16 protein-coding genes and 2 pseudogenes are annotated in these 15,031 nt (G+C 53.6%); 10 read left to right on the top strand and 8 right to left on the bottom strand.

Translation table 11 applies throughout. The features are described 5' to 3' along the window. Positions 1–545: 545 nt before the first annotated feature. From CKW25_RS00270 to CKW25_RS00255, 3 genes and pseudogenes are all read right to left on the bottom strand, one after another. Positions 546–2,480: pseudogene (locus CKW25_RS00270) on the bottom strand (DUF4011 domain-containing protein); the annotation flags it as partial. A 544-nt stretch (positions 2,481–3,024) separates the two neighbouring features. Further along, on the bottom strand, positions 3,025–3,261 hold the full coding sequence (locus CKW25_RS00265) for a hypothetical protein (protein WP_095077036.1): 237 nt from the start codon (positions 3,259–3,261) through the stop codon (positions 3,025–3,027). Between the two features lie 567 nt (positions 3,262–3,828). Then, positions 3,829–4,056 (bottom strand): annotated as a pseudogene (locus tag CKW25_RS00255) (hypothetical protein); the annotation flags it as partial. Between the two features lie 399 nt (positions 4,057–4,455). Between CKW25_RS00255 and CKW25_RS00250 the strand changes: the two are divergent. From CKW25_RS00250 to CKW25_RS00240, 3 genes are all read left to right on the top strand, one after another. Then, positions 4,456–4,647 carry an MbcA/ParS/Xre antitoxin family protein gene (locus CKW25_RS00250; RefSeq protein WP_095077034.1) on the top strand — a complete coding sequence of 64 codons (192 nt, stop codon included), beginning with the start codon at positions 4,456–4,458 and terminating at the stop codon, positions 4,645–4,647. Positions 4,648–4,695: 48 nt separating this feature from the next. Beyond that, a complete protein-coding gene (locus CKW25_RS00245) occupies positions 4,696–4,905 on the top strand; it encodes a hypothetical protein (RefSeq protein WP_095077033.1) in 210 nt (69 codons plus the stop codon). A gap of 178 nt (positions 4,906–5,083) precedes the next feature. Continuing rightward, positions 5,084–5,272 (top strand): ribbon-helix-helix protein, CopG family, encoded by a 189-nt coding sequence (locus tag CKW25_RS00240; RefSeq protein ID WP_095077032.1) that lies wholly within the window; start codon positions 5,084–5,086, stop codon positions 5,270–5,272. Between the two features lie 21 nt (positions 5,273–5,293). Here CKW25_RS00240 and CKW25_RS00235 read toward each other — a convergent pair whose 3' ends face one another. Continuing rightward, positions 5,294–6,955, bottom strand: a complete 1,662-nt coding sequence (locus CKW25_RS00235) for a SulP family inorganic anion transporter (protein ID WP_095077031.1) — start codon at positions 6,953–6,955, stop codon at positions 5,294–5,296. Positions 6,956–7,129: 174 nt separating this feature from the next. Between CKW25_RS00235 and CKW25_RS00230 the strand changes: the two genes are divergently transcribed. The 3 genes from CKW25_RS00230 (at position 7,130) to CKW25_RS25935 (ending at position 8,355) form a co-directional block, all read left to right on the top strand. Continuing rightward, positions 7,130–7,360 carry a hypothetical protein gene (locus tag CKW25_RS00230; RefSeq protein WP_095077030.1) on the top strand — a complete coding sequence of 77 codons (231 nt, stop codon included), beginning with the start codon at positions 7,130–7,132 and terminating at the stop codon, positions 7,358–7,360. A gap of 96 nt (positions 7,361–7,456) precedes the next feature. Further along, positions 7,457–7,930 carry a molybdopterin-dependent oxidoreductase gene (locus tag CKW25_RS00225; protein ID WP_256577887.1) on the top strand — a complete coding sequence of 158 codons (474 nt, stop codon included), beginning with the start codon at positions 7,457–7,459 and terminating at the stop codon, positions 7,928–7,930. A 92-nt stretch (positions 7,931–8,022) separates the two neighbouring features. Next, on the top strand, positions 8,023–8,355 hold the full coding sequence (locus CKW25_RS25935; protein WP_143497207.1) for a hypothetical protein: 333 nt from the start codon (positions 8,023–8,025) through the stop codon (positions 8,353–8,355). A 115-nt stretch (positions 8,356–8,470) separates the two neighbouring features. Here CKW25_RS25935 and CKW25_RS00215 read toward each other — a convergent pair whose 3' ends face one another. From CKW25_RS00215 to CKW25_RS00210, 3 genes are all read right to left on the bottom strand, one after another. Then, positions 8,471–8,686: a hypothetical protein gene (locus tag CKW25_RS00215; RefSeq protein WP_095077028.1), complete on the bottom strand. Its 216-nt coding sequence runs from the start codon at positions 8,684–8,686 to the stop codon at positions 8,471–8,473. 261 nt (positions 8,687–8,947) lie between these two features. Further along, positions 8,948–9,196, bottom strand: coding sequence for a type II toxin-antitoxin system PrlF family antitoxin (locus tag CKW25_RS25930; protein WP_143497205.1), 249 nt, complete (start codon positions 9,194–9,196; stop codon positions 8,948–8,950). A gap of 454 nt (positions 9,197–9,650) precedes the next feature. Next, entirely contained in the window at positions 9,651–10,613 is a 963-nt protein-coding gene (locus CKW25_RS00210) for an SDR family NAD(P)-dependent oxidoreductase (RefSeq protein ID WP_095077027.1), read from the bottom strand. A 124-nt stretch (positions 10,614–10,737) separates the two neighbouring features. Between CKW25_RS00210 and CKW25_RS00205 the strand changes: the two genes are divergently transcribed. From CKW25_RS00205 to CKW25_RS00190, 3 genes are all read left to right on the top strand, one after another. Then, positions 10,738–11,664, top strand: a complete 927-nt coding sequence (locus CKW25_RS00205; RefSeq protein WP_095077349.1) for an AraC family transcriptional regulator — start codon at positions 10,738–10,740, stop codon at positions 11,662–11,664. Positions 11,665–12,543: 879 nt separating this feature from the next. Further along, positions 12,544–12,825 carry a hypothetical protein gene (locus CKW25_RS00195; RefSeq protein WP_095077025.1) on the top strand — a complete coding sequence of 94 codons (282 nt, stop codon included), beginning with the start codon at positions 12,544–12,546 and terminating at the stop codon, positions 12,823–12,825. 80 nt (positions 12,826–12,905) lie between these two features. Further along, positions 12,906–13,133, top strand: a complete 228-nt coding sequence (locus tag CKW25_RS00190; protein ID WP_256577885.1) for an AbrB/MazE/SpoVT family DNA-binding domain-containing protein — start codon at positions 12,906–12,908, stop codon at positions 13,131–13,133. Between the two features lie 120 nt (positions 13,134–13,253). Here CKW25_RS00190 and CKW25_RS00185 read toward each other — a convergent pair whose 3' ends face one another. Then, complete coding sequence (locus CKW25_RS00185) at positions 13,254–13,499, bottom strand: AbrB/MazE/SpoVT family DNA-binding domain-containing protein (RefSeq protein WP_095077023.1); 246 nt, start codon at positions 13,497–13,499, stop codon at positions 13,254–13,256. 364 nt (positions 13,500–13,863) lie between these two features. On the opposite strand from CKW25_RS00185, the gene CKW25_RS00180 reads away from it, so the two are divergent. Then, entirely contained in the window at positions 13,864–14,829 is a 966-nt protein-coding gene (locus CKW25_RS00180; protein ID WP_256577884.1) for a hypothetical protein, read from the top strand. Positions 14,830–15,031 lie beyond the last annotated feature (202 nt).

Here is a 15,031-nt window from a genome sequence, read left to right as displayed (position 1 = left end):
GCAACTCAGAAAATGCCTAGCTTCGGTTGCTGCGTCCCTAGAGTGATCTGCATCGATTGCAGAGGGAGCGCTAAGGTTCGTCCTCGCCAGTGTCTTCTGGGAATGTGATGGCGGTATGGGTGATCGCCTTCGTGAGCGGATCCACGAAAACTGTAAGTTGAGGCGCCGCAATCGTTCCATCGTCTCTAATTACGACGATATCCAATTGAGTACGGTCAACTTCTATGCGTCTAAGCGGAATATATGAATCCATCTCAGATCTCCATGCGTCACAGAGAGTCAGCAAAGAAAGAAAACATTTCGTAGTCTAGCACCGCCAACGGTTTCTGCTTGCCGGCAGCACTCACTGGATTTCCTTAGGCCAAGCACCAAGCGGTGCCCTTTCAGTTCAATCTATCCGGTAGGCCCACGCACATTGCGTACCCAGAGGCCAGTCTCAAATCTGATACAAAAACTCTCCGTCAGATGCACGGCCTCGTTGCAAACCCTAACTCAACGATCACGTTGATTATCGGATCATTTCCCGCAAACTCGCCGCAGCCCTGCTCGGCGTTCTCGGCCAGATCCTTCCACATGAGGTACTTGGCAAACGAGAACATCGACAGCACAACGTCTTCGTTCAGCTCCCAACCTGGAATGTCCTTGATTGCATGACCGACTTTGTTCCAGATGCCGGCAATGTCCAGACCGGAATCGTCTCGAGGTAGCTCATGCTCCAGAGAGCCCAGGCCAAGCTCGAAGTCTTGGCGCAGCATTTCAATCAATGTCGGGTTAAAGCGCGGCTCATCATCGTGCAGCACCATAGTGAATCCGGAGCGAGCGCTCTTGCGCTCAAGCGTTACCGGAACCAGCACCAGTGGCGCTTTGTACTTCTGCCCTGCCCTATCTTCACGCGTCCAGCTCAGGAAACCGATGGCCAGGAAGAGCGTGTTGGAACCACCTTCCTGCAACGCTGTTCGAGCACCTCGATACAGTTCGGTGAGTCGAACATCCATCTCGTTGGAAGTCAGCGCGACGAACACCTCTCTGCGCTTGAGCGCATCCTCCGCATGGCGGCGGCGAACATCCTCACGCTCACGCTGTTCATACAACGCGCGCTCCCGCGGATCAGCCCCATCCATGAGGTCAGGCCGGGTCAGCAGCTTCAACGACTGACCACTGGCCAGAATATCCTCGAGCGCACCAGGATCTGGCGACTCGAGCTTCAGCGCCCGCTTGCCCATCTTGAAGTTCAGCAGGTTGTTTCGAAGAGACAGATCGAGGAGCTTGCGCTGCCAGCGGCCAAGACGGTCAGCAGGATCGAGCTTGGAAAGGTCTTCGACCACCACTTCATGCGTCTCGTCGGGGATGCCCGCACCTTCTTCAACCAACAGGGGTGGAGCGTCATCCGTCACCTCAGCCGCAACCCGTGCAATCTGCGCTTCTGAACTAGCGAGCGGTTTGATCCGCTGCAACCGAGCACGGCGGATATCCAACAGCATCTCGAAATCGCTCTCAGCGTCCTCGGCAATCTGCTTCGCCCCTCGCTCGACAGCGTACGTGAAGGACGGAATCGGGTTATGAGTGACGAGCGTGGTCTCGAACAAGACCAGCTCCTGCAGCTTCACCCGCTTGCGCACCGCGGTCACATCGTCCACGAGAGCAGTCGTGAATTCTTCCGGCTTCAGCCAGAGCCCCGCGAAGGCATGTCCTCTGGTGAAGACGATCACAGGATTGAGCCCGATTTGCTCCAGAGCAGCACAGAAAAGCAGGGTCAGATCCATGCAGGTAGCCAAGCCGGTATCGGCAATCTGGCTTGGGCTGCGCACCTTTTGGCCGGACTGCTCGAAACTTGCCGGCGGCAAGGCGTAATCAAGCTTCATACGCGCCACGGCCCCCCATACTGCCGAAGCCAGCTGCCATGCCCGCTTGGAGCCACCTTCATATCCGTCAAGCGATGAAGGCATATCACTGAGACGAAGCAGCTCAGCCGTCTGCTTCAATAAGCGTTCGACTGCCGGATCGTTGGGTTGCACGAACGCGGCTGTCATATCGGGGATATGACGCAGGCCACCCCATTGATTGCGGGGCAGAAGATCTACGACCTGCTCCAGACGAGCAACTTCCTTGCGACCGATCTTCGCCTCCTTGTCATCAGCCTCGAGGACAAAGGTGAAGGTGGTCAACTCCGCCTCGGTCAGACGGCTCAGCAATGGGCCGTCCAGGACGAGATCGAGTCCAGGGATGACTCTGAAGCTGTCCTCAGCTATTTCATCGATCCGCCAGACCTTGGACTTGAATACCTCGGGTTCCGAAGACAATGTCAGCGTCGCATTGACGAAGCGATCTTCGGTTTCGTTCGAGATTCGAAGCTCCCGAATCACAGGGATGGCGTTCTGGAAGTCCGCAAGGTTCAGCTTCGCCACCAGGGTGGCAAGGATCTTCATTTCTTTAGGCGGGGTTTCTTCTTGAGGCGTGAGGGGCTGAACGATGTCGTCCATGCGCAACCTTCCTTGTCGTAATGCCCAAGGGAGTGCCGGAGTTTGCCGGCCAGAGGGCCCCTCTTGAGCTAATGGCGGGATGATAGCGCTTCCTGCGCCAATCGTAATGAGCCTTTGGTCGTTAGAAGGCGCTTAATCCGTTCAGCACAATAGCGCCAAACGAAAGGGTACTAGACCCGCCCCCTAACTGCTACACCACCACTCGTACTCCCTACAACTGAACTGTCCCCTATCTGAAACTAAATAGGATTAACGCCCGTCTCGACAGCGCATGGATTCATCAGAACTCACCGAACCTTGCGGGGCTGTGCAGTTTGCAGCCAGCCGCGGAGTACTAACCGCCGACATGGCGCCAGAACCCCTATCTATTGAGGAGATATATTTGGGTCATGTAAGTCAGACTCTTAGAATCAACGGAGGCCGACCCCCGCTGAAACTTCAAACCACCAAAATTTCACCTATTGAAATCGAATACCCGTGATGAGCTTCAGCCATCACTTAGACCACGCCCCCATAGCACTGCGCTTAGCGCTCTAGGCCCATCTCACGTACTAGATGTATTGGACTCTATGCTTGTTATTCCCATCTCAACAGCATGCAATTTTTCAGTGATATCATTCAATCCATCATATACAACCTTAGCGTATGTATGCTCCCCCACCCAGTTCAATTCCTCCTTGATGGCGCCGAGGTCATACTTGACATCATCTAACTTCCCCGAGATTTCTTCATTGATAGTCACTAGCCTTTCTAGAAGCATTTCGATGTTTTCAGTATTCATTCAGAAAAAAACCTTAAGCTGGGGCAGCCAAAAATCAAGTGATTGAACTGGACGATGGAGTGCTAGTCGAGCGCCGTGATTAGACATCCCTAATGTGCTCCGATACGCGGAGCGCTGCCGGGATTATCACTGATGGATTTCGCCAAGTCCCTTAGCACAGTGGATCACAATGCCCGTGCAGACGAGGAGATTCAGCGCTAGCTGCCAATCCGCAAGGCACTTCGCCATTATTAGCAAAAGCAGACGTACCTTGTCGAGGGGAAGTACTTCGCTGCGTCTGCAGCAGGCTCGCTATCCGGTCGAGGAATTCAAAAGGCAGTCCTTCGCGAATTAGGTCATGAAGCCTAGTACCGCGTGACGGCAGGCCGAGGGTCATCCAAATGCTCTGGGGCATCTGAGGCCCTGGTTGGTATTCCTTGATTGATGACAGCACTTGCACCTCCATCTAAAAACCTACCACCAAGCCGGGCCAGTTGGCCCGAACCAGCAACATCTCCATCGCCCTCAGCGTAGGGCTATTCGACACGGAAAGAGAAGGAGCTTCAGTCAGGCTGGAGCGAAAACTGCCTCGATCAAGCGTGCGTTAGGTACGGCTCGGCGCACGTCTTCTATGGCACCCTCAAGTGCGTCACGTTCAGAGGGTGCTTCACGGACAAACTCCAACGCCAGTAGACCTGGCTGTCCGACTCCGACCAACGCATCATCACAGCCCTCTTCCGCCAAGCGATCCATGATCGCATCCATGTCGTTGTCGTCAGACGGCAATTGGTACTTCAGGGTGAACGTACACTCCATCTCTATACCTCTTCCTCAGCAATTTCTTGATTGGTGTTTATTCTGACGGGAAAAGTAAGTAGGTGCTCATAAGGTTAGAACGGTTTGATTGAAGGCAGCACCACACTACCGTCGATAGTCAGTGCCATAATCGTGAAAGCTTCGAAGTCATTCAAGCTGGGCCCATCGGCCTGAAGCAGCGACGTTAAGAAAAATACACCTACTGCTGAGCCGGCCTCCGAGCAAAGGCGAGCGCATTGCACTGTCGTAATTTGTCTCAGCTGAAGCAAGCCCCGTTCTTGAAATCGTCTCCTTTTGCCGGTACTTGTAGGGCATCAATCTCATGCAGAGAAAGCAACCATACAAGCAGGTTCAGAGTGATCGAAACCACCACACCAGAAAACTTCATGAGAGCCAGCGATGAGTTACGTTGAGTTGATTCGGCTTCAGGCCAAGCAGGTCTTTGGCAACAAAGCGAAAGCGGATATTTGGCTAAATCAACCGAAAACTGCCTTCGATGGAAGCACGCCATTGGAGCTTGCTCACACTGAGGAGGGATACGAACTCGTGAAAGCTGAACTTGAGAGAGTCAGTCACGGGTACGCCTGTTAGCACGAGCCCCTTCCTTCGAAAACTGGGCTCTTCCACGGAGGAATCACAATGTCGAACGCAGACTTACTCCCTTCCCTACTCTTCAAGATCAATCAGAACCAGCTAGCCCTCGAAGCCGCGATCATGGAGCTAACGCTCTGGGTCGAACAGAGAGGATCAGCGGAGGTCGCCGGCAACGTGCGCGGCGCTTTGGACACAATCAGCAAGAACGAGGATTTCATCAATATGACGCTTGCAGTGCTGATGGCTCCGGAGTGACTTCTTCATGCCAGACAGCTGTCGGCCAGATCCGGCTCATCACCCACCGTGAGAACTAAATCTTTTCTTGTGAGTACAGTCGAGGTACCGAGCAGCAGGCCGCCGTTACAGTGACAGCACCGAACAAGGCAATTACAATTTGATTAATATCCTGCGACTTGAGCGATTGAATACCCCCATGGAAAGCAAGACAGCGCGCCTCACTGTGCTCATTGACCCCGTCAAGAAAAAAGCTTTCGAGGAACTCTGTGCAGCACAAGACCTCACGTCTTCGCAGGTAGTCCGCCAATTGATTCGTGACTATCTTGACACTCACGGCGCCAGCTATTCGACGAAGAGCAAGCATGCCGCCAGTACCAAGTCATAACCCAACACTGGCAGTTGGTCTCTAGAGGGTCGACGTACCCTCGACGTGACTGACAGCTTTAGCCAGCGCGGCGTTGAAGTCGGCGTGGTAATGCTCCGGGCTGATTTCTTGCAGGATACCCACCCTATTGAGCTTGTTGAGCACCTTCGTGTTCGCTTCGCAGAGTTTGACCACGATATCCCGCTTGTGCAGCTGCTGAATGACCTCCTCCAACACTTGTAAGCCCGTGATATCCATAAACGGTACACGCTTCAAGCGGATAATCAGCAGGCGTGGGTCGGTATGGGTCTGTGCTAACACACGCTCGAAGGTCTCAGCCGCACCAAAGAACAGTGGCCCTTCAATCGTATAAATCAGTATCCCTGGCGGCAAGTGAGCATGACCATTGGCCCTCAACTCTTCTTCAAGTTCGTGCTCGACTACCTGCTGCACCTCCACAGATGAGGCCATGCGGCGCATGAACTGCAGCATCGCGAGAATGACGCCGATATTCACGGCGATCACCAAGTCACTGAACACGGTGAGGCTGAAGGTGATGAGCAGGATAGACACGTCTGCGCGTGGGGCTCGCTGGAGCATGCGCTTGAAGTGTTTCAACTCGCTCATGTTGTATGCGACCACGAAAAGAATGGCGGCCAGGGCACACAGTGGGATATTTGAGGCTAGAGGTGCCAGAAACAGAATAATAAGCACCAAGGTGACCGCATGCGTAATGCCGGCCAGTGGGCTTGTGCCGCCGTTACGGATATTGGTTGCAGTACGGGCAATGGCTCCGGTAGCTGCGAATCCGCCAAACAATGGCGTGACCAGATTAGCCACCCCCTGACCGATCAGTTCCTGATTGGAATCATGCTTAGTGCCCGCCATGCCATCGGCCACCATTGCGGACAGCAGCGATTCAATTGCCCCAAGCATGGCGATAGTGAACGCAGGGCCAATCAAATCGATGACGCGAGACAGCGTGATTTCAGGCAGGCTTAACGCTGGAAGACCTTGAGGTATGCCACCAAATGCGCTGCCAATCGTGGCTACCCCTTCGAAATGAAAAGCTGACTGTATTGCTGTTGCTACCGCCATTGCGACTAGCGGGCCAGGCACCCGTTTGAGACCGGGGATTTTGGAAGCGGTGATGACCAGGAAAAAACTGAGTGTAGCCAGCAGCGTGGTGGCTATATGAAGATCTGGGAGCGCCTGGAGCAAATGCCAGAGCTTTTCATGGAAGTGCTCTCCACTGATCGTCGGTAAACCGAAAAAATCCTTCCACTGTCCGACCCAGATGATCACGCCGATACCAGCGGTGAATCCGACGATCACCGGATCGGGGATAAACTTAATGATTGCCCCGAGCCGGGCCAAACCCAGTAAGAACAACATGGCACCCGCCATCATCGTAGCGATTTGCAGACCATCAACGCCATGCTTGGCCGTGACTCCCGCCAGAATCACGATGAACGCACCTGTCGGCCCGGCAATCTGCAAGCGGCTTCCCCCAAAGAGTGAAACCAGCAGACCGCCGATGATTGCGGTGTAGATGCCTTGCTCAGGCTTGACGCCAGATGCAATGGCAAAAGCCATTGCCAGGGGGAGCGCCACGACCCCGACTATCACGCCAGACACCATATTGCTGAGCCAGTGCTCTCGACCCAACAGCCCCGCCTTCCATGCCTCACCTATCGCAATCATGGCTAGCTCCTTATTCGTGTATGTGCATAGTATTAACATACAGTGATAATTTAAAAGCCTTTGAGCCACTGCGCCGTGCGGCTGGATATGTTTACCGTGAAGATTCACATGGGGCTAAACGGGCGCGCACTGTAAATAGAAAATTACGAGAGCGCGAGTAGCGAGGTGTCTGACATGAATCGTAAAGCTGTGAAAAGCAAACATGCCGAAGGCATGACCTTTGACACCCATGTGATCGCAAACCCGACCAACTCCAAAGAGTGGATTGTGTTCTTCAAGAAGGACGCCGGAAGAAGTTACTTTTTGGTTGATGACAACGAGGAGGTCGAGTCTTTCGGGCATCTGGATGACTTGATCGCCGAACTTCGAGACTTGGGACTCAAGACCGCCGAAATCCATTTTTAACCTTTGGATCACACCCAGGAGACATGATCATGTCAGTGAAGGGTGAGCATGTTGGCGCCGATGCCGATTGCTTGGTTGTCATGCGTTCCCTAAGACTTGAAATACTGGCATGCCCCCGCTAAACCTAAACGTCGTACCTGGGGGGAGATCATCAACGGCAAGGGCATGATGTATACGGCATGGGGGGCCAACCCGTTCCAGACCACGCTCAATGCCGAGCAGCATCGCACGGTCATTCTGCGACGCGCCAATATTGTCAGAGAAGCCATGGCCAATGTCCGTGGCGGTTCAACCGCGGAGATGGTCGACGCGATTTACGATGCGGTGAAAACCAAAGGCGGGCTTTTCCTTGCCAATATCAACCTCTACCCCACCAAACTGGCAGAAGCCGCACACGTGATGCTGCCGGCAGCCCATCCGGGTGAGATGAACCTCACCTCAATGAATAGGGAGCGCAGGATGCGGCTATCGGAAAGATTCACGGATCCTCCTGGCTCGGCGAAAGCCGACTGCCTGATCGCGGCGGCTATTGACGTTGCCTCACTTTTGAGTGATCGATGTTCCAGATAGCGCCGACCGATACTGACGATTAGATACAGAAGCAACATACCTCCTGCGATGCCCAGGGTCGCAGGCGCTCCATACCCAAGCCAAGTTAGTGAATGCCAGAAGGAGCAAGTGATGGCTTGCCAAGTGGCTGCGCCAACGCCAATCAAAAACCCACTGAAAGCCCTGATTTAGAGCCTTTAATTCATTTTGATACATTTTCAAAATGCATTACTCTCTGCCGCACCAAACGCATAGGGACTCTGCCAATGAATGTAAAAATCGAAGTGAATGAGCAAGGAAGCGGATGCAAGGTCTGGCTCGACGACAACGTTGTGTCATTTCAGAACTTGAAAGAGGCGCAGGCCTATGTTGCACAGCTGCAAGGGCGGATTGAAGCGGCACCTAGTTCGTTCGCTTTGAGGGATAAAGGCTCCGAAACCGCCTAAGTGCCGCACAGATAGAGCGCATTCACTGCAGGTGCTTGTTGTCGAAGCAGCACCTGCCCCATGCCGCTCGCTACGGTTATCCACTTCTTCGCCCGCTAGAGTGCAGTGAAGACAGTCACGCAAATTTGATGGATCCACCCTGAATATCGTCTCGCGCCATTCGCAGGTCATTGGCGTCTTGATTGAGCCGATGAACCAGGTTGAGCAAACGTTGACGAAGCACTTCGTCTTGCAGCTGCTCTGTCGCACGCATCACATCCAACGCCGCGCTCTCATTGTTGGTGGCGACTGCGTCGAGCAGTTTGCGCATGCTTCTTGATGGCCGATTCATCTATCGCCCCTTCAGTTTTCGGTGTCGCGAATCATAAGGTTGGAATGTTGCGTCGGTGTTTCAGCTGCACGAACTGATTTTATGTCTGGCTGAAATTGGCCCTATGTGAAGGTTCGAACCAGGCATAGATGATCTGTGGAGGGCCCTACTGAATACAGGGCTACCACACCGTAGTTTTTAGCGGGGATCTTGCTGCCTATCGAAATCATGGATAAAGATCAGGGAGCCGCGTACAGGAGAGCCTAGGTTCGCTGCCCTGATTTATTCATCTTCTGAAAAGAGCGGCGAATTGAGGTCAACATCAACCTGACCGACTAGCGAAATGATGCAAGCGACCAGACGCGTTTTCACAGGCTGAATGCGCTCTGGATGCGCATTCATGTCAGCCGCCAATAGATCGAGAGTTCGAGATGCGAAAGGATGAGCTTCCATCGCTTCAGTAAGCGCCGATACGGTCTGGCTCTGAATGCGGTTCGCAGAAGTGGTGATGGGGTTACGAGGATCGTTCATGACCCAACCTTATCTGCAGTTCGACGTTGCAGCAACAGTAGGAATTTCCGTCTATTTTGATGACGACGTGTTGCTCCGATGCCTAAACAGAAGTTTTTTAAAGTGAGAAATTATGGTTCAGCCATAATTATTGCTGAGCCATAATTTGGAATAATTCAGTTTTTCCGCTTCCCCCCACCGTCTCTGTCGATGGCGAAACTCGAATCACCTGCAGCGCACCGTCCAAAGCTGTTCGACCCGTGTCGTGAAGCTCTGTAACCGTCCAGCGAAGTCGCCGCCCCTATCCCGGCCAGTGCGGATGAACAACTGTTCGCCCAGGGTCTTTGTCCAGTTCTTCCGTCGTGCGCGACAGCGGCGGCGACTCAATGGGCAGTTTCTCTTCTGAGCAGCCGAAGTGAAGTTCTCCAGCCTCGGACAGAGAGCAACATAGGTATGGACGTTCTATACCGCTCACTCATTTCCTTTCAAAAGCGTCAATCCCTGTAAGTTGAGCGGATAGAGCCCAAAGGCGTTCGGCTTGATCGGGGTCGGCGGCATAAGGCCGGACGCCGACAAAAGATGGTGGTTCGCTTGCATCCAGCGAAGCGATCTCACAGTCCTCACAATATAAGCCTCCCATGCCATTCAACTGTGGAGCTGTTGCGGCCCAAACTTGGGTCGCCGCACCTTGCTGCGTCGTCTTGAAAGTCGGATCGGCAAGGTGGCCGTTGACGTCTAGCCAGCCGGCGGCAATCATTTCATCCTGCGCCAGATGACGCTGGAGCGGAGTGAGAATCTTACCGGGGTGAAGGGAGAAAGCCCGGACACCCTCGTGTTGACCAAGCCGATCAAGGTGGACAGCAAACAATGCATTGGCCGTCTTCGACTGTCCATATGCCAACCACTTGTCGTAGTCCTGCGTAAATTGCACATCGTTCCAGCGGATACCCGATTGGTGATGCCCCGCCGATGACACTACTACCACCCTTGCTCCACCCTTGAGCGCAGGCCATAGCAAATTCACGAGGGCGTAGTGCCCCAGATGATTGGTGGCGAACTGTGCCTCCCAACCCTCCCCTACGCGGGTTTCCGGGCAAGCCATGATTCCTGCGCTGCCGATCAGGATGTCGACGTGTCGGTCGCTTGCCAAGAAACGCTGAGCGAAGTCGCGCACGCTGGTCAGATCGGAAAGATCCAGTCGCTCGATTTCTACATTGGAGATTCCGCTAGTCTTTGCGCGAGCAGCTTCTACATCACGCGCTGCGACAACGACACTCGCGCCTGCCTTCGCCAGCGCTCTTGTCGTTTCCAGACCCAGGCCGGAGTGGCCCCCGGTGACGATGGCTGTGGTGTTGGACAGATCGCACCCTTCAAGTAACTCTAATGCGGTGGTTACCGCTCCGAAACCGGAGCGGATGGGAGACTGTTTGCTGGTCATGGCGTGTCCTTGGGCATCTGACATGGAGTCGGGGCAAAACCCACGTCCACTATTGTCTAGGCTAGACTTAGGACTGTGAATGCAGCAAAGTCCCATTATCTATCGAGATCGTCCTAAACACCTTATGGATCCTCTGTCTGAAGCCCTCTCCCTCCTAAGTACTCATAGCTCCTTTTTTGCAGGTCTGAAGGCTGGTGGAGACTGGGCCATCGACTTTCCGCCACCCGACGGCATCAAGTTCAATGCAATCCTTGAAGGTACTTGTTGGCTGGTAGTGGAAGGCGTGGAGCAACCCATCCGATTGACGGCCGGAGATTGCTTTCTTTTGCCGCGCAAGCGGGCGTTTTCACTCCGCAGCGACTTGGCATTTCCGGCCATCCAGTCGGATGCGATTTATCGCCATGCCGTCGATGGCATCGCCAGTTGTGGGACGGCCGATGCGTTTTTTCTGATCGGGGGTCGTTTTGACTTCGGTGTAGAAGCGCGCCTTCTATTTGACGGACTGCCTCCCGTGGCAGTCATCAAAAGTGGTTCGGATCAAGCATCTGTGCTGAATTGGGCCTTGCAGCGCATTGCTTATGAACTCACCAATCCGTCTCTTGGTAACTCGATTGTGGTTCAGTATCTCGGCCACATCATGCTGGTGCAGGTTTTACGAATTTATTTGATCCAAGACGGAAATAGCGCACCGAGCTGGTTGCTTGCTATATCCGATCCACGTATCGGGGCAACCATTCAAGCCATTCATGCCGATCCGGCGCGTTCTTGGTCGGTCGAGAACCTTGCCAAAATCGCGGGTGTTTCTCGCTCGACCTTCGCTTTACGATTCAAGCAAAAATCTGGTGTTGCCCCTTTAGAGTACGTCTTGCGCTGGCGCATGCAATTAGCTACGAGATTGTTGAAAACGAACCACACTACCATTTCGTCCATAGCACAAAAGCTGGGCTATGACTCCGACAGTGCTTTTAGCCACGCTTTCAAGCGCATTATGACGTGTTCGCCTCGTGAATACAGAGAGACTCGCTATCCGGTCGAGAAACCTGACAGGTAGTCCAGTGTGGATGAGATCAAAAAGGCAAGTGCCGCGTGAAGGCAACCCCAAGGCTGTCCAAATGTTTCCTGAGATTAGCTCCCCAGGTTGGTACTCTTTGAACGATGACAGCACTCACACCTCCGTCTACAGATACTGCCGGAGCTGCAGCCGGAGCAACCCATAGCTGAACTCTCTGAAAAATCGTCCGGAAAGCAAATTTCTAGCCGGGCCCACTGACCAGAACGAACGACCTCCCCCACTGACGACACTTCACACCACAGCTTAGCTATGGGCAAGCGATGACTCGAACGCAGAATTATTTGAACACAACCGCCTCCCTCACCCCCCCGCGAGGTCTAGCAAGTGCTAAAGGACGTCGCGCTTGGCAAACGCATCATGAAGCGAAGCACCATCCAGTCATGGAATGAGATCTATCACGGCCTGATGCCTGTAGAGATTGATGGCTGGCAGCTCACGCTATTCAATGACTGTGACACCCTGGACTACTGCGAGTACTGCAGGTCGCCTGATGGTAGAGTCGGGACACTCGAACTCTGGCAGCGCGACGGAGTTGATCCTGTCGACCTATTGAGTGCCTGGGAGTGTGAACAACTCGAACGATTGCTTGCTGCCCTCTGAGCCTCCATGCAAAACGGCAGGTGAGGGTTTTGCCACTTCAGTCATCTCGAAAGCTGCATCCAAGACTGTAGCTATGACATCATTTTCATCACAGACGATTGCCGCCGAGCCTTGGTAGGCTTACTAGGATTCTTAACCTGCAATCCGGGTAACTGCCAATCTGCGATGCAAGCACAAATATAAACGGCCTTACCCTCACCAACTGCTCAATGTACCAATCGAATAGCTAGTGCTTGGCTTCCGAATAGGAGTAACAAATTGCTGAACCGTCCCGACAAAGACGCGCTCCGTGCAATGCTGGAATCGCAAGTTCAAGAAAAACTACAGCACGACCCGGATGCGGTAACGACTTATGCAGCCCAGCCTGTCCCTGACCGAAAACCGTATACCAGCAAACCCACGGTTCAGGACAAGGCATTTCACAAAGAGCTCGAGCAGATGCGTGCAGACGCCGAAGCTGGAGTGATACATATGCCTAAGGGCGAGTCGGAGGACGGAGGCGCTCCTAGCCTCAGGCTTGATGATTATCCGGGTCTGTAAAAAGTGTCGCCGAGAACCTACGGGCTTTGAATGGCGTGCCGACTCAGAAGCACTGGAGACCACACGTGAGAAAGCCACCTATGAAAATCATCATCGAAGAGTGGGATGGTGACGGTGCAATCCGAATTCCCGATGAGGCGCTGCAAGAGCTGGAGCTGGATGTCGGCGACGCCGTGTATCTGATTGAAGAATTTGTCGGCAACACGCGCTGCCTAGTCCTATCAAAAACGGCTCAAATCGTGGATCTAATAGACGAGCTCACTGAAGCCTGGGGTAGCGGACAGCGTGGCAACGCCGAGGTGAAATAAAGTAGTCACTCGATGAGTCGGGTCTTAGGCCCGAAAACGCGATAGCAACAACCCGTCTCATCGGCCGCCGTGGAAGGAAGCGCGAGACAAACCTTAGCAAGCCTTACTCCTTGTGAAGCACTATCGACGAGCATTTACTCCTTCCGCGCAAAACACGGAATTCATGTCATCAATGCTCACGATGACCTTCGGCTTGCGAATCATGCACTTCAGTCGCTCAACGGAATACGTTGCTGCCACCATGGCGAACTGACCATTCTCCAGGTCGACGAATTCGATTTCATCTCCTGGTCTTAGGCCAAGAGTTGCCCGTACCTGGACAGGGATGGTGATTTGGTCTTTGGCGTTCACAGTGGCAGTAGCCATGAGGAATACCTGCGGGATTGACCACCTATATGTTAGCTGAGTTTTGCTCCGAGATATCAGTCGGAACCCGACATTGCGCCGGGCCGCGAGGGCCCGAAATATCGATCATCTGATAGAGAGCTTCATCAAGCATCTCGAACATGCCCACTGCCAGTAGGTGATCACGGAGAGATCGCTCTCGCCAACTTTGTTGCCAAAAATGCGGCAGGCAATAACTGTTCGGCTACCGGCCACATCGGTGCTGCTACTCATGACCTTGGAATATTCATGGCCTCTCGACACATAAGTAGCGGAAACTAGGGAAAACCGTACGCTCGGATCTGCCGTCAGCAGGCAGACACTTAACTGGGGGAAAGGGATGTCAATGCAAGATAACGCTGTAGCTTCCATCCGACTCGGGGTGGAGGACTTCAAAGCGGCGGAGCACGATGAAGCCCGAGCCCTTTCATCCATTCGAAATCTAACGTCGGGTCTCCTATTGCTCTTCAAGGTCAAGTTGCAGGCCATGAGCTCGCCTGGTTCAGGTGAGGCACTCCTTAAAGAGAAAGTGACACCTACCTTGGGTACTGCTGGCCAAGTGGTTTGGGTCGGCAGCGGTAAAAAGACCGTTGATGTCCACACGATAATTTCGCGGCTCAAGGGCCTAGGGGTTGATGGAGTAGAGTGGAACCTGCTGGAAGCACTCACCACCATCAGAAATGATATAGAGCACTACTACAGCAGCCGTCCGACATCGGTACTGCTGGAAATTGTTGCCAACTGCTTTCACCTGATACAGCAATTCGTTCCCACTCATTTAGGCATCAGTCCGGTGACTCTGCTGGGCACAGACACCTGGACATTTCTGACCGAGCAGGAAGCCTTCTACGAGCGAGAGCGAAAGGCATGCCTAGAGTCACTCAGCCATGTCTCTTGGCCATCGGACATTCTTGCAAGCGCGACAGAGCATCTGAGCTGTCCAGAATGCAGGGCCAAGCTCATGAAAGCCTCAGGCGACGTCGATACACTTTCACTAACTGCCTTTCACTGCACCCGATGCGAATCTACATCGCAGTTTGACGATGTGGTCGACTCCATGCTCACAGGGAAATACTTCACAGACCTATACATTGCGGCCACTCAAGGCGGAGAAGGCCCGCTAGATGTCTGCGAACACTGTGACCATGACTCATACGTTATCGAGGAACAGTGCTGCGCCATTTGCGGTTACGGCCCGAAAGCTCCTGAATGCACGGAGTGCGGAGCGACACTTGATGCGGTTGCGGACATGGAAGGGTTCCATTCCGATGCGCTGTGCGATCATTGTCGGTACATGCTGGAAATGGATTAGACATATGCCCTGCGAATACACGAATAAGGAGATTCAAGTGTTTTTTGGAGCAAGCCACTGACTTGCTTTGAACGCCATAATCGCGACGCCGACTTCTTTCGCAGATCGGAGCTCTCCGATGCCGAGCTGCGTGGCGTGGCGTGGCGTGGCGTGGCATGGCATGGCAAAGTTAGTCCGTGCTGTTCGCTAGCAGGCCCAGACG

The sequence above is a fragment of the Pseudomonas sp. Irchel s3h17 genome (genome assembly GCF_900187505.1).
Lineage (GTDB): Bacteria > Pseudomonadota > Gammaproteobacteria > Pseudomonadales > Pseudomonadaceae > Aquipseudomonas.
This window is presented reverse-complemented; position numbering and strand designations above follow the sequence as displayed.